The organism is Parafrankia soli (genome assembly GCF_001854695.1).
Taxonomy (GTDB): domain Bacteria; phylum Actinomycetota; class Actinomycetes; order Frankiales; family Frankiaceae; genus Parafrankia; species Parafrankia soli.
Genome location: NZ_MAXA01000247.1, coordinates 14,338 through 28,428, shown reverse-complemented (window position 1 = coordinate 28,428; position 14,091 = coordinate 14,338). Strand labels below are relative to the sequence as shown.

10 protein-coding genes and 1 pseudogene are annotated in these 14,091 nt (G+C 74.0%); 9 read left to right on the top strand and 2 right to left on the bottom strand.

Annotated elements, in window-relative coordinates; translation table 11 throughout:
• The first annotated feature begins 34 nt into the window (after positions 1–34).
• The 6 genes and pseudogenes from ssd to BBK14_RS41790 form a co-directional block, all read left to right on the top strand.
• The gene (gene ssd, locus BBK14_RS27935; RefSeq protein WP_071066194.1) at positions 35–1,507 is read left to right on the top strand and encodes a septum site-determining protein Ssd; all 1,473 of its coding nucleotides are present in this window, start codon (positions 35–37) and stop codon (positions 1,505–1,507) included.
• A 197-nt stretch (positions 1,508–1,704) separates the two neighbouring features.
• On the top strand, positions 1,705–3,084 hold the full coding sequence (locus tag BBK14_RS27930) for a TadA family conjugal transfer-associated ATPase (RefSeq protein ID WP_235014646.1): 1,380 nt from the start codon (positions 1,705–1,707) through the stop codon (positions 3,082–3,084).
• Positions 3,081–4,646: a secretion system protein gene (locus tag BBK14_RS27925; RefSeq protein ID WP_071066212.1), complete on the top strand. Its 1,566-nt coding sequence runs from the start codon at positions 3,081–3,083 to the stop codon at positions 4,644–4,646. Before BBK14_RS27930 ends, BBK14_RS27925 begins: the two co-directional genes overlap by 4 nt.
• A gap of 191 nt (positions 4,647–4,837) precedes the next feature.
• On the top strand, positions 4,838–5,092 hold the full coding sequence (locus BBK14_RS40715) for a DUF4244 domain-containing protein (protein WP_071066192.1): 255 nt from the start codon (positions 4,838–4,840) through the stop codon (positions 5,090–5,092).
• Between the two features lie 10 nt (positions 5,093–5,102).
• Positions 5,103–5,498: a TadE family type IV pilus minor pilin gene (locus tag BBK14_RS27915; protein WP_071066191.1), complete on the top strand. Its 396-nt coding sequence runs from the start codon at positions 5,103–5,105 to the stop codon at positions 5,496–5,498.
• Positions 5,495–5,872, top strand: a pseudogene (locus BBK14_RS41790) (Rv3654c family TadE-like protein); the annotation flags it as partial. The gene BBK14_RS27915 and the pseudogene BBK14_RS41790, both read left to right, overlap by 4 nt.
• 131 nt (positions 5,873–6,003) lie before the next feature.
• Here BBK14_RS41790 and BBK14_RS40710 read toward each other — a convergent pair.
• Positions 6,004–7,038, bottom strand: a complete 1,035-nt coding sequence (locus BBK14_RS40710) for a hypothetical protein (RefSeq protein ID WP_241831890.1) — start codon at positions 7,036–7,038, stop codon at positions 6,004–6,006.
• Between the two features lie 108 nt (positions 7,039–7,146).
• Positions 7,147–9,564, bottom strand: a complete 2,418-nt coding sequence (locus BBK14_RS27905; RefSeq protein ID WP_071066189.1) for a DEAD/DEAH box helicase — start codon at positions 9,562–9,564, stop codon at positions 7,147–7,149.
• A 335-nt stretch (positions 9,565–9,899) separates the two neighbouring features.
• Between BBK14_RS27905 and BBK14_RS27900 the strand changes: the two genes are divergently transcribed.
• The 3 genes from BBK14_RS27900 to BBK14_RS27890 all read left to right on the top strand — a co-directional run bounded on the left by BBK14_RS27900 (position 9,900) and on the right by BBK14_RS27890 (position 13,897).
• On the top strand, positions 9,900–10,241 hold the full coding sequence (locus tag BBK14_RS27900; protein ID WP_012157755.1) for an STAS domain-containing protein: 342 nt from the start codon (positions 9,900–9,902) through the stop codon (positions 10,239–10,241).
• 36 nt (positions 10,242–10,277) lie between these two features.
• A complete protein-coding gene (locus BBK14_RS27895; protein WP_071066188.1) occupies positions 10,278–10,880 on the top strand; it encodes an ATP-binding protein in 603 nt (200 codons plus the stop codon).
• Between the two features lie 656 nt (positions 10,881–11,536).
• Positions 11,537–13,897: a sodium-translocating pyrophosphatase gene (locus BBK14_RS27890; protein WP_071066187.1), complete on the top strand. Its 2,361-nt coding sequence runs from the start codon at positions 11,537–11,539 to the stop codon at positions 13,895–13,897.
• Positions 13,898–14,091: the final 194 nt, after the last annotated feature.

The window sequence follows — 14,091 nt, the reverse complement described above, 5'->3', positions numbered from 1 at the left end:
CACAGCCACCCGCGCCGAAGGGACGGGCCCCGCCATGACTCCCGCGAAGCCCCTGACATCAGCAGACGACAACCATCGCCAGCGCCCCCTCGTCGTCACCGACGCGCCCGACCTGCTGGACGACCTGCTCCGGCTCGCGGCCGCGGCAGGAGCGGCCGTCACGGTGGTGCCGACGGCCAGAGCCGCGAGCCGGTACTGGGCGAGCGCGCCGCTCGTCGTCGTGGGCGCCGACCGCGCCGCCGCCTGCGTCGCCGCGGGCCTGCCGGAGCGGTCCGACATCGTGCTCGTCGGCACCGACGTCGACGATCACCGCACCTGGAACCTCGCCCTCCTGATCAACGCCGAGCACGTGATCTTCCTACCCGAGGCCGAGACCTGGCTGGTCAACCTGCTCTCGCGCGCGGCTGACGCGGCGCGGCGGCGGTCGCGGACGGTGGGCGTCCTCGGCGGCCGGGGCGGGGTCGGCTCGACGACGCTGGCGGTGGCCCTCGCCCGGGCGGGGCTGCGGCGTGGCGTCCGTTCGGTGCTGCTGGAGGTCGACCCGTTCGGCGGCATCGCGGTGGGCGACGACAGGCCGCCGACGGCCGGCCCGTCAGCGGCCACGATGCCGTCGACCGCGGCACCGCCGGCGGACCCGCCCGGGGTCGGCCGGGGCCCGTTCACCACCGCCCCTCGCGGCGCACGCCCGGTGCCGCCGGGTGACCGGTCGCGGCGGCACCGTCCCGGCCCGCCCAGCGGGGCGCACGGACGTCCCGGCGGAGGCACCGCGACCGGCGGGAGCCCACGCGAGGCGCCCATCACCGACGAGGAGGACGGCTTCCTCGACGGGCTGCTCGCGGGGCCGACCATGACCGGCGGCGACCTGCCGGTGCTCTCCTGGGACCGCGGGGCGATCCCGGTGCTGCCACCCGCGGCGGTCGGCGCCCTGTTCGCCACGGCGCGCGGGAGCGCCGACCTGATCGTCGCGGATCTCCCCCGCTCGGCCGACCCGGCCTGCGACGTCGGCCTGTTCCTCTGCGAGACGGTGCTCGTCGTCGTGACGACGCAGCCGTGGGCGACCGCCGCGGCGGCCCGGGTGATCGCGCACGCCGCTCGCACCTGCTCGGACGTCAGGCTGGTCGTCCGGCTGCCGCCGTCCGGTCCCGGTGGCGGCGGCGAGCTCATGCTGCCCGGTGGGACGGACCTGTCCGGGCGTCCGGCGACGGCCGGAGCGGTCGCGGCCCGGCTGGGCCTCCCCCTGGCCGGGGTGATCCACGACGAGCCCGGGGCGAGCCCCGCCGCGCTCGCCACCGAGGGCCGGCGGCGGGAGGCGGACGGCGAGGGAGACCCTCCGACCACAGGTCGCACTTCGGGCAAGCCGCGCTCAGATGCCACAGACGGGACCACGAAGCGGGGCGTCGTCGACAACGCGGCGACCGGCTCGGAACCCCGAATCGGCGCATCGATCATCGAGTTCAGTGATCTCTTCATCGCGGAACTCGGGCTGGACGGCGGAGCTCGGCGATGAATGGCCGCCAGTCGCTCCCCTCCCCGGGGAACCGCCCGCGCCTGCCCGGCGTTGCTCGCGCCAGTTCTCCTCTCCCCGGAACGGGTGGAGCCGGTGGGACCGGTGGGACCGGTGGAATCGGTGGGCTCAGCGCGACCAGCGGGATCGACCGAATCAGCCAGATCGGCCAGATCAGCCAGATCAGTCGATTCGGCGCAATGGCCGGGATGGCGGAGATCGGTGGGATCACCGGCAGCGGCCCCGGCCGAACAGGCGAACGCGAGGCCGCCCCGAAAATCCCCGGCGCATCCGCGGGCGGCGAGCAACGACTCGGGCCACTCAGCGTCCTGCTGCGGGACCCGGAGGTCACCGACGTCCTGGTCAACGGCCCCGATCAGGTCTGGATCGAGCGGGCCGGCCGCCTGCGGCACACGGCCGTGCGCTTCCCCGACGACGCCGCCGTCCGCGGGCTCGCCGTGCGGCTCGCCGGCAGTGGCGGCCGGCGCCTGGACACGGCGATGCCGTTCGTCGACGTCCGGCTGCCCGACGGGATCCGGCTGCACGCGGTTCTCTCCCCGCCCGCGCTCGGCGGGACGTGCCTCTCGCTGCGCAGGCCACGGCCCCGGCCGTTCACCCTGGACGAGCTCGCCGCGCTGGGAACGATCGGGCCGTCCGAGGTGATCGTGCTGCGCGCCGTCCTCGCCGCCAGGTTGACGACCGTGATCAGCGGCGGGACGGGCACCGGGAAGAGCACCCTGCTCGCCGCGCTGCTCGACGCCGTCCCCGCGGGCGAACGGATCGTGCTGGTCGAGGACACCGCCGAGCTCGTCCTCGCCCGGGTCAACCTGGTGCGGATGGAGGCCCGCCCGCCCAACATCGAGGGCGCGGGCGAGATCACCCAACGCGAGCTCGTCCGGCAGGCACTCCGGATGCGCCCGGACCGGCTGGTCGTCGGCGAGGTGCGGGGGCCGGAAGTGCTCGACCTCCTGATGGCGATGAATACGGGTCACGAAGGGGGGCTCGGTACGGTTCATGCCAACACAGCCGAGACGGTGCCCGCCCGGTTCGAGGCTCTCGGGGCGCTCGCCGGCCTGCCGCGCGCCGCGCTGCACAGTCATCTGGCCGCGGCCGTCCACGTCGCCGTCCACCTCGGTCGCGACGGCGACGGCGCCCGCCGCGTCACCGGCATCGGTGTCGTGCGCCGCGACACGGACGGGATCGTGCGGATCGTGCCCGCGCTTGCCGGCGGAACCGGCCCGGTCCACCGCGACCCGCACGGCGACGACCGAGCACGTGGCGATGACCGAGCACGCGGCGACCGGCGGGCCCACGACGACCACCGGTCCCGCGGCGGCCAGCGAGCGCGCGGTGACCAGCGGACGTCCGGCGATCAGCGGCCACCCGGTGGCCGGGGAGTCCACGGCGGGCGTCCGTTCGCCGGCGTCGAGCGCGAGGGGCTTCCCATCCTGCGGGCGCTCCTGCGCGACCGCGGGTTCTCGCTGTGGCCCTTCGATCAGGCCACCCCGGTCCGGCGCGGCCCACGGCCGGCCCCGGTCACCGCACCGCCGCCTCCCGCGAGCGCCCCGGAGGCACGATGACCACCGGCGGCCGCGGGCGGCGGGTGGCGACCTCGAGGCTCGCCGGCGGGGCCGCACGGCTGGGCCTGATCGTCGCCGTGACGGCTCTCGCCGGCCCGCTCGCCGGGCTTGCCGTCATCGTCGCTCGGGCGGCGCAGCTCGCCATCCGGCGCGCGGCTGACCAGCGGTACGAGGCGGAGCTGCGCGGCGCGGCTGAGGACGTGCTGGCCGCTCTGTCGACCGAGCTCGATGCCGGCGCGGCCCCCGACGAGGCTCTCCGAACCGCTCTGTACTCGGTCGGGGACCTGCCGACCCGGGCCGGCCGACGGCGACGCGGCGCGGGCCACGGCCACGGCCAGGCAGGCGTGACCGGGCAGGCGGCCGGTGGGCTCGACCTGGCGCACCTGCGGGAGCTGCTGCCCGGCACGGAGGACCCCGCGCGCCTGCTGGCCCGGTGCGAGGCTCCCGCGCTGCGCCAGCTCGCGACGGCGTACCGGGTCTGCCGGCTGGCCGGCGTCCGGCTCGCCCCCGTCGCGACCATGCTCGCCGACGCCGCCCGCGCGGATGCCGCCCGGGCCGACGAGCTGGCGTCCGCGCTCGCCGGGCCACGGTCCTCGGGTCGCCTGGTGGCGGGGCTGCCCCTGCTCGGGCTCGCGCTGGGCGCGCTCGTCGGCTCGTCGCCGGTGGAGGTGCTGCTGACCGGATCGGCCGGTCGGGCGTGCCTGACCGCAGGCGTCCTGCTCGACCTCGCGGGACTGCGCTGGCTGCGCCGCATCGCGGACGGCGTGCAGGCTCGAGTGCCGCCGGTCTGCGCCGGGCCGCTGCCCGCCGGCCGGCGCTGGGGCGGTTCGACCTCGCGCGAGTACCGGCGCCGCCTACTGGCCGATCTTCCGCTCGCCCTCGACCTCGTGGCCGCGTGCCTGCGGTCGGGCGCGACCACCCAGCACGCGCTGGAGGTCGTCGGCGTGGCGACGGGCGGTGCGGCGGGCTCCCAGCTGAAAGCCGCCGGCCGGGCCATGCGCCGGGGCGTCCCCGTCGACGAGGCATGCGACCGGCTCCTGGCGGCCGGCGGCGCCCCTCGTCCCGATGCGGCCCGTGCCGGAACGGGCCGCGCCGGCGCGGCCCGCGCGGTGGGGCGGCGTGGGGGCGACCGGCGCGCGGCCGGTCGCCGTGAGGGGCTCAGGCACGACTCCTCCAGGCACGAGAGCGGCGGACCAGGCAGGGGCCCGACCCGGCACTCGCGCAGGTCGTGGCGAGCCGATCCGCACCGCACGGGGCGCGGGTCGAACCGGCACAGGGAGACCCGCGTGGTGACGGCCACCGCCGCCGCCATCGGCCGGACGGAGTCGTCGGGGGCGAAGCTCGCCGCGACACTGGCCAGGATCGGGGACCGCGCCCGACAGGAGGCCCACGCCGCGGCCATCGCCGCCGCACGCCGAGCGGGTGTCCTCGCCGTCGCCCCGCTCGGGCTGTGCTTCCTGCCCGCGTTCCTGCTGCTGGGGGTCGTACCCGTCGTCATCGGCTCGGCGCCGGATCTCGGCCCGGCGTTCGGCCCGACCACTCCACCCACGCACCAGGGCTGAGGCGCCTTGACCACGCCGGGAGGACCCGTTTGCGGCCCCTCGGTCGCGGCCGTTCGGTTACGGCGGCCCCTGTGGACGGGAACCCGCCGTCCACAGGAGCTCCTTCGTCGGCGCGGGGCGGCTGATCCGGCGACACGATCGATGGTGCACGGGCCGGTCCGGCCCGGCTCCCCTTGAACCCGGAGGCAACCATGCTGTTCCTGTACGCGCTGCTCCGCCCGCGGCGCTCCGTGCCCTCGCCGCGGCCACGGCACCGGCGCTGGTACCGCTCGCCCCGGTCGAACACGGGCATGCCGACGGACGCGGGAATGTCGACGGCCGAATACGCGGTCGGAACGCTGGCCGCCGTCGCGTTCGCGGGGGTCCTCTACGCAGTCATCTCGAGCTCGGCCACCCGCTCGTTGATCTCCTCGGTCGTGCAGCGCGCGCTGACGGTCACGTTCTGACCTCGCCGCGATGCCCGTACCGGTACGGCAGCCACACGACGACCACGACGACGACGGCGGCCAGGTGACCGCCGAGCTCGCCATGGGCCTGCCGAGTCTCGTGGCGGTCGTGTTCATGCTCATCTGGATGATCGGCGCGGTGTCGGCGCAGGCCCGGTGTGCCGACGCCGCCCGCCTCGGCGCACGGGCCGCCGCCCGCGGCGAGGCGGAGGCCGCCACCCGGGCCTGGGCGCAGCGCGTGGCACCGCCAGGCGCCGCCATCGAGATCACCCGGGCCGAGGGCGCGGTCCGCGTCCGCGTCACCGTGGCGGTGGGTGGCGACGACATCGGCCGCCTGGTGCCGGTGGTCACGGTGGCGGCGGTCGCGGTCGCCGCTGTGGAGGAGGGCCTGGTGGAACACCCGTGAATCGGCTTCCACCGCCCGCGAGGCGGCTCTCGCGCCTGCTTCTCGGGGAAGCCCGCGCCGACCGCGGCTCGGCCACGATCTGGCTGCTCGGCGCCCTTTCCGTCATCGTGCTGGTCGGGTCGGCGACGCTGGGCCTGATGGTGGCCGGGGCGGCCCGCCAGCGCGCGGCGGCCGCGGCCGACCTCGCCGCACTTGCCGCGGCGTCGGACCGATCGGCCCAGCCCGAGGCGGCCTGTCGCCGGGCCGCGGCGACGGCGTCCGCCAACGCCGGAAGGCTGTCCCGCTGTCAGGTCGAATCCGACAGCATCAGGATCGACGTGGAGGCCGACCTGCCCGGCCCGCTGCGGGTGCTCGGCCCGGCCCGGTCATGGGCGCGCGCCGGGCCCTGGGAGGGTGGGCCCGGCGCGTATCAGCCGACCGCGGTGGAAGGCGTCAGCCCCACTCGCTCACTTGATGGTCAGGGCGTGCGCACACCGACGGATCGGGCGGTGCGCACGCCCACGGGTCAGGGGGTGCGCACACCCACGGGAGGTGTGGGCGACCCGCACTCCGGCACCGCCCCGGACGCCCCGGAGACGGGCCCCGGCGCCGTGGGAGCACCAGGGACGGTCTCGGCCGCCTGCGCCTCGCGCTTCTTGCGCCGCAGGTCGGAAACCCGGGCCACGACGCGGTCCCCCGGATGCGCCGTCGGCACGGGCCGCGCCGGAGCGGCCGGCGAGCCGGTCGTGGCGGCGCGCTCGGCGCGGGCGGACCGACGTCCCGCCGACCGTCCCGACCCCGGCGCGGGGGCGGTTGCGTTCGCTCGCCCGCCCCCGGCCTGGCCGACCGGAACGGTCACGGCGGCACCCTGTTGGGTCGGTGCGCCAGCGGCCCGCCCCTCGCCGGGCTGGCCCTCCCCGGTCCCACGGCGCCCCATCCGAAGCGGACCGGTGTCGGCTGCCGCGGCAGCCGCCTGGCGACTGGACTGGGAACGCACGACCGGGTCAGGCGCGGTCGTCGGCACGGAGCCGGTCTGTGCGGGCATAGCCGGTGTCGGTACCGCGGATCGGCGCGAGGGCGCGGTACCAGCGACCCCACCCGGCATGACGGCGCCGGGGCCACCGGCGGGGACCGGGGCCGGGCCGGAACGAGGCGCCACCCCCACCGGAGTGGGCCCAGCGGTCGCGGCGGACTTAGTGGTCGCGGCAGACCCAGCTGTCGGGGCGGACGCGGTGGTCGGGGCGGAGGCGGTAGTCGGTGCGGTCGGGGCCGAGTGCCGAGGTGCCGGGGTGGGCACGGCCCGCGTCATGGCGGCCAGGTCACGGGCACGCTGGCGCTCCAGCCGACGCCGGTGCCTGTCCCGGGCGAAGCCCTGCAGCGTGATCTGCGTACCGGCCACCACCAACACGCCGGTCGCGAGCCCGAGAACGAATAGCCCCCAGACGTCGAAGGAGAGCGACTGACCCATGATCATTACTTCTGTCTGACCGGAGTTCTCCAGGACGATGTCCGCGGTGAGAACACCCGCCAGAAGCAACAGGACCACACCGACGGTGACCACCGGAACCTCCAGATTTCCTGCTACGTATCGATTGCGCCGCCTTGAAAATCCGACAGAGGGCGGTCTACCCCCGATACGGTCGTCTGCACCCCCGGCCCGCGATCGTGTTCATTCCCGCCGGGGGCTCGGCGGGTCCGCAGGGTCGCCGTCCACCGCTGCCAGCACGGCGTCGAGCAGCCGGACCGCGGCTGCCTTCTCGAGCGGCTCGTTGCCGTTGCCGCACTTCGGCGACTGGACGCAGGACGGGCAGCCGGCCGGGCATTCGCACGCGGCGACGGCGTCCCGGGTCGCCCGTAGCCAGTTCGCCACCCGCAGGAAACCGCGTTCGGCGAACCCCGCCCCACCGGCATGGCCGTCGTAGACGAAGACGCTGGTGCGGCCGGTGTCCGGGTGCAGATCGGTGGAGACCCCGCCGATGTCCCACCGGTCGCATGTGGCGAACAGGGGCAGCAGGCCGATCGCCGCGTGCTCGGCGGCGTGCACCGCCCCCGGCACGTCGGCGGGTTCGATTTGGGCCGCGGCGAGGAGCTCGTCGGTCACCGTGTACCAGACAGCCCGCGTACGCAGCTGGCGCGGCGGCAGGTCGAGCGGCTCCTGCCCGAGGACCTCCCCGGTTGTCAGCCGGCGCCGTTGGAAGGCGATCACCTGATTGGTGACCTCGACCGTCCCGAGATGGATCTCGACGTCGGCGAACCGCGCGGAGCGGGTGGACTCGACGACCCGGATGTCGGTGTGCTCCCGCGCGACCGTGGTCCAGTCCGGCGTCGCCGCGTCGACGAAGGCCACCGCGTCGTCCAGGTCGAGCTCGTTGACGATGAAGCTGGCGCCCTGATGCAGGTACACCGCCCCCGCGTGCACCGTCGAGTGCGAGGTCGCCGCGTCGACGGTGCCGAGCAGCCGGCCCGTCGCCGTCTCGACGATCCGCACCGGTGGGCCGCCGACACCACGGATGTCGACGTCCGGGCGGTGCCGCTGGGTCCAGAACCAGCCGGTGGGTCGTCGACGCAGCCGCCCGCGCCGGACGAGGTCGTCGACCGCCGCGCGGGCACCGGGCCCGAACAGCTCCAGGTCGTCCTCGGTCAGCGGCAGTTCGCTGGCGGCGCATTCCAGGTGGGGCATGAGCACGTACGGGTTGTCGGGGTCGAACACGCTGGCCTCGATCGGCCGGCCGAAGACGGCCTCCGGATGGTGGACGAGGTAGGTGTCCAGCGGATCGTCCCGCGCGACCAGGACCGCGAGCGCCGCCTGCCCCGTCCGGCCCGCGCGGCCGGCCTGCTGCCACAGCGATGCCAGGGTCCCGGGAAAGCCAGCGATCACCGTGGCGTCGAGTCCGCTGATGTCGACGCCGAGCTCGAGCGCGGACGTGGCGGCCACGCCGAGGAGCTCACCCGTCCGGAGGCGTCCCTCCAGCGAACGGCGTTCCTCGGGCAGGTATCCCGCCCGGTAGGCGGCGACCCGCTCGACCAGTTCGGGGGCGGCCTCGCCCAGGCCGCGGCGGGCGGCGGCGGCCACCACCTCAGCGGCCCGGCGGGAACGGACGAACACCAGCGTCCGCACGCCCTCGGCGACAAGATCGGCGAGCAGATCAGCGGACTCGGCGGTCGCGGCCCGCCGGACGGGGGCGTCGTTCTCTCCGTGTGGCACGGGAGCGCCCGCACCGTCCACGTCCGGGCCACCCGCGGGGGTGCTCGGCCGTCCCGCGCGGACGCCGAGCAGCGGCGGCTCGTACAGCGCGAAGTCCATGGGCCCTCGGGGAGACGCGTCGGCGTCGACCACGTCGACGTCCACGCCGGTAAGCCGGGAGGCGGACAGGCCCGGATCAGCCACCGTCGCCGAGGCGAGCACGAACACCGGCCGGGTGCCGTACCGGGCGCAGACCCGCCGCAGGCGCCGCAGGATCTGGGCGACGTGCGCGCCGAACACGCCCCGGTAGCCGTGGCACTCGTCGACGATGACGAACCGGAGACCGCGCAGGAACGGGGCCCAGCGGCGGTGTGCCGGCAGGATCCCGCGATGCAGCATGTCCGGGTTGGTGAGGACGAACGTGGCATGCGCGCGCACCCACTCCCGCTCGGGGCCCGGGGTGTCACCGTCATAGGTGGACGCCCGGACACCGGTCAGCATCAGTGAGCGCACCGAACGAAGCTGGTCGTTGGCCAGCGCCTTGGTGGGCGCCAGGTAGATGGCGCGCGAGCTCGGCTCCGCCAGCAGCCGGGTCAGCACGGGCAGCAGGTAGCCCACAGACTTCCCCGAAGCGGTACCGGTGGCCAGCACGACGCCGCGCCCCTCGTGCGCCGCCCGGGCCGCCTCGACCTGGTGGGTCCACGGCTGCTCGATCCCCGCCGCGCGCAGCCGGCTCACGAGCAGCGGGTCGGCCCACTCCGGCCACGCGGCCGGCTGGCCCCGCCGGGCGGGAACGCTCTCGACGTGGGTGATGTTGGCCGCCCGTCGACTGTCCCGGGCGAGTCGGTTCAGGACGGTTCCGACTCGCGCGGGATCGTGCTCGGTGACGGCCGGCGAACCCACGCCCGTCACGATAGGCGGTCGCCCGAGGACGATGTCCGCCCACCATCCAAACCACTTGCTCCCATTACCTGGCCGATCCCTGCCAGGTCACGGTAGGCAACCTGATGACACCCCACACCGGGTCCAACACTAGATCGGCGATAGCATCATCCGAGGTGCGTCGCCTCGGATGAGCGAGGAGCAACACCGGGTCGATTCATCCGTCGGCGGCGCCGAATGCCGGCTCGCCATCTGTGTTGCGGGCCATCGGATTGATCCTCCTCATGGGAGGGTAGTGCCGCCGTGATGTCGGTCGCCCGAGGCGCGGGCGCCGGGAAGAACCACTAGGAGGATCCGTGGATCTGTCCCTCACGACTCGCCAGGAGGGGACCCACACGGTCGTCGTGGTGGGCGGCGAGATCGACGTTTACACCGCCCCCAAGCTTCGCGAGCAGCTCATCGACCTGGTCTCGGCCGGGTCGTACCACCTGGTGGTCGACATGGAGGGGGTGGAGTTCCTCGACTCCACCGGTCTCGGCGTCCTGGTCGGCGGGCTCAAGCGGGTTCGTGCCCACGAGGGCTCGCTGCACCTGGTCTGCACCCAGGAACGTATCCTCAAGATCTTCAGGATCACGGGACTCACCAAGGTCTTCCCCATCCACTCCTCCGTCGAGGAAGCCCTGGCCGCCAGGGACTGATCAGGTCCCGTTCGCGAAAGGCAGGTCCTCGGACGCATGCCCACCGTCGAGTTGCACTTCGCCGCCTTGCCCGGCCATGTCCGTACCGCCCGGATGATCGCGACCGCGGTCAGCAGGCGCGCGGGCGTGCCAGCCGGCGCCGTCGACGAGATCAAGTTGGCGGTTGGTGAGGCGTGCGCCCGAGCCGTCCGGGTCAACCGCCGGAGCAATCCCGAGGCGCTGGTGCACGTGGCGCTGACCGACGCGCCGGAGACGTTCACCGTCGTCGTGTCGGACAGTGGCGCCCCGGGAGACGAGGTCGCCCCCGGGCCGGACGGCGGCCTCATCAGCGCGCCTGCCCTGCTGGACCTCGGTGGCGCGGACCTCGGTGGCGCGGCGGCCCTCGGCTCCGCCGCGCTCACCGCGCCGGGCCTCGATGGCGACCCTGACGCCGACCAGCCCTTCCCGCCCGGCCTGGGCCTGGCCCTCATCGAGGGCCTGGTCGACGAGGTCGCCGTCCGGCGCGGCACGGACGGCACGGGCACCGTCGTCGAGATGACCTGGCACACCGGTGAGCCGCCGGCCGATTCCGATCTCGACTCCGCCGCCTACGCGGCACTGGCCGCGGAGATCGCCGGTTCCGCCCGCCGCGAGGCCTGACGAGCCGACAGCGAGACCTGGCGAGCCGCAGTGAGACCCTGCGGCCCTGACGCGGCCGAGAAAGGCCCGACGCCTGCTTGACGCCTGGCAGCGACTCGGGTGAGTTCCCGACAGCGATCGGGGCCCACCCGAGGTTCGAGCGCGTCCAGCCACACTTCGAGCAGGCCGTCGGCAGCCGAACGGCACGCCGGCCTGCGGGCGTCAGCCCGGGCGACACCTCACGGGCCGCGCTACAACAAAAACGGGCGACTCGGCCAGCCACAACCGAAAAACGAGCGCACGTCACAGACGTGCGGATAGACTCCGCCGCATCTCACCGACGGTCGATCGGGGCCGTCGGTGTTTCCCTTGGTGTTCCCCGTGGGGCCTGGCCCCGGGCCACAGGCCAGGGCCACACGAAGGCGTTCACCGCGCGGGCTGGTCGGCGGCGCCGGGTACGGACCGGCACCGCTACCTCACCGGAGTAACGTCCGGCGCCCGCTCGGCGCCCGCTGGAAGGTGGCTCCCGCCCGCTGACCGGTGTCGGTCGCCACCCAGGACGTCGTCGGATGCGACGTGTACGGCTGTGATCGACGAACGGTGCACGGCGGGCGTTCTGTGCCCGACCCACATCTGCCGCGGCCACAGAGGGCGCACACAGCAGACCGGGAGGAGCCATGTCCCCGATCCACACCCTACAGGCCGAGGACCCCCCTATCGACCTTAGCGGTGGAGCTGTCGGATTGGTCGCCGGTGTGGCGATCGTCGCAGCACTCGCCCTCCTCGTCGCCGCCTACCTGGTGCGCGAGGTACTGGCGGCGAACGCGGGCACTCCGAAAATGATCGAGGTGGGCAGAGCGGTTCAGGAGGGAGCCGCAGCCTACCTCCGCCGGCAGTTCCGGACCCTCGCCGGGTTCGTCATCGTGATCCCGTTCGTCCTGTTGCTCCTACCGGCGGATGACACGGGCGCTCGCGTGGGCCGTTCCGTGTTCTTCGTCGTGGGCGCCGTCTTCTCCGCGCTGGTCGGCTTCGTCGGCATGTCGCTCGCGACCCGGGCCAACACCCGCACCGCGGCGGCGGCGATCGAGAGCGGTGAACGTGCCGCGATGCGGATCGCGTTCCGTACCGGCGGCGTCGTCGGGATGTTCACCGTCGGACTCGGCCTCCTCGGGGCGGCGGTGGTGGTCCTGGCCTTTCGGGACACCGCCCCGCAGGTGCTCGAGGGGTTCGGGTTCGGCGCCGCCCTTCTCGCGATGTTCATGCGAGTCGGCGGCGGGATCTTCACCAAGGCGGCAGACGTCGGAGCGGACCTGGTCGGCAAGGTCGAGCAGGGCATTCCCGAGGACGACCCGCGCAATGCGGCGACGATCGCCGACAACGTCGGCGACAACGTCGGCGACTGCGCCGGGATGGCCGCCGACCTGTTCGAGTCATACGCGGTGACCCTGGTCGCGGCGCTGATTCTCGGGGTCAAGGCGTTCGGCGAGAACGGGCTGGTATATCCGCTGCTGATCCCGGCGGTCGGCGTGCTCACGGCGATCATCGGGATCTTCGCCGTCTCCCCCAGAGACGGCGACCGCACCGGCATGACCGCGATCAACCGGGGCTTCTTCATCTCCGCCGTGGTCTCCGCGATCGGCGTGGTGATCGTCTCCATGGTCTACCTGCCGGGCAGTTTCGCCGAGTTCCCGGGGCTGGAAGGCAGCACCCAGAGCGGCGATCCGCGGGTGATCGCGATCAGCGCGGTGCTCATCGGCATCGTGCTCGCCGCCGCCATCCAGCTGCTGACCGGCTACTTCACCGAGACGAACCGCCGCCCGGTCCTTGGCGTCGCCGAGGCGTCGACGACCGGGCCGGCGACGAACATCCTGGCCGGAATCGGGGTGGGTCTCGAGTCGGCTGTGTACTCCGCGTTGCTCATAGGCGCGGCTGTGTTCGGCGCGTATCTCCTCGGCTCGGGCAGCGTCACGATCGCCCTGTTCGCGGTGGCGCTTGCCGGAACCGGCCTGCTCACCACGGTCGGTGTCATCGTCTCGATGGACACATTCGGCCCGGTCAGCGACAACGCCCAGGGCATCGCCGAGATGTCGGCCGGGCCGGAGGGCATCGACGAACGCGCCGGGGCGATCCTGACCTCGCTGGACGCGGTGGGCAACACCACCAAGGCGATCACCAAGGGCATCGCGATCGCCACGGCGGTGCTCGCCGCGACCGCGTTGTTCGGCTCGTTCACCGACACGGTCACGACCGCGCTCGCCGACGCGGGGGCGTCCACGGAGGCCGCCCGGGGCACCGTTGGTGGGCTGAACATCGCCTATCCGGACGCCCTGGTCGGCCTCATCATCGGCGCCGCCGTAGTCTTCCTGTTCTCCGGTTTGGCGATCAACGCGGTCGGCCGCGCCGCCGGCCGGGTCGTGATGGAGGTGCGCAACCAGTTCCGGACCAAGCCGGGAATCATGGAGGGCACAGAGAAGCCCGACTACGGCGCCGTTGTGGACATCTGTACCAGGGACTCGCTGCGCGAGCTGGTGACACCGGGAACACTCGCCGTGATGGCCCCGATCGCGGTCGGGTTCGGCCTCGGCTACCCGCCGTTGGGCGCGTTCCTCGGCGGGGCGATCGCCGCCGGGGTGCTGATGGCGGTCTTCCTCGCGAACTCGGGCGGCGCCTGGGACAACGCGAAGAAACTCGTGGAGGACGGCAACTACGGCGGCAAGGGCTCTGAGGTGCACGCCGCGACGGTGATCGGGGACACCGTCGGCGACCCGTTCAAGGACACCGCCGGACCGTCGATCAACCCACTACTCAAGGTGATGAACCTCGTCAGCCTGCTGATCGCTCCGCTGGTCGTGAAGTTCTCGGTGGGCGAGGACGAGAACACGGCCGCCCGCATCGGCATCGCCCTCGCCGCCGTCGTGGTGATCGTCGCGGTCGTCGCGACGTCCAGGCGGCGGGGCTCGTCGGTGGGGGACGGGCCGCCGACGCCCTCGGCACCGCCGACGCGCACCCCGCCGTCGGGCTCGGAGGTGAAGGTCTGACGACGAGATCCGGCGCTGTCGGCGCGTAACCGGCACACCGACCGCGTGATCTGACGGTGTCCCGCAGCGAATGCTGCCCGACGATCTCCGTCCGACCCCGTCCGGATCGCCACCGGTGCTGTGTCGAGGCCTGGTGGACGCCCGCCCGTGCGGTCGTGCGCAGCCGGTCGGCCCTTCGCTCGCCGAAGCGATGC

Bases quoted from the DNA above. Each gene is read 5' to 3' on its own strand.
- BBK14_RS27895 (WP_071066188.1), top strand. From the start codon at position 10,278: ATGCCCACCGTCGAGTTGCACTTCGCCGCCTTGCCCGGCCATGTCCGT.
- BBK14_RS40715 (WP_071066192.1), top strand. From the start codon at position 4,838: ATGCTGTTCCTGTACGCGCTGCTCCGCCCGCGGCGCTCCGTGCCCTCG.
- BBK14_RS27925 (WP_071066212.1), top strand. From the start codon at position 3,081: ATGACCACCGGCGGCCGCGGGCGGCGGGTGGCGACCTCGAGGCTCGCC.
- ssd (WP_071066194.1), top strand. From the start codon at position 35: ATGACTCCCGCGAAGCCCCTGACATCAGCAGACGACAACCATCGCCAG.
- BBK14_RS27915 (WP_071066191.1), top strand. From the start codon at position 5,103: ATGCCCGTACCGGTACGGCAGCCACACGACGACCACGACGACGACGGC.
- BBK14_RS27930 (WP_235014646.1), top strand. From the start codon at position 1,705: ATGGCCGGGATGGCGGAGATCGGTGGGATCACCGGCAGCGGCCCCGGC.
- BBK14_RS27890 (WP_071066187.1), top strand. From the start codon at position 11,537: ATGTCCCCGATCCACACCCTACAGGCCGAGGACCCCCCTATCGACCTT.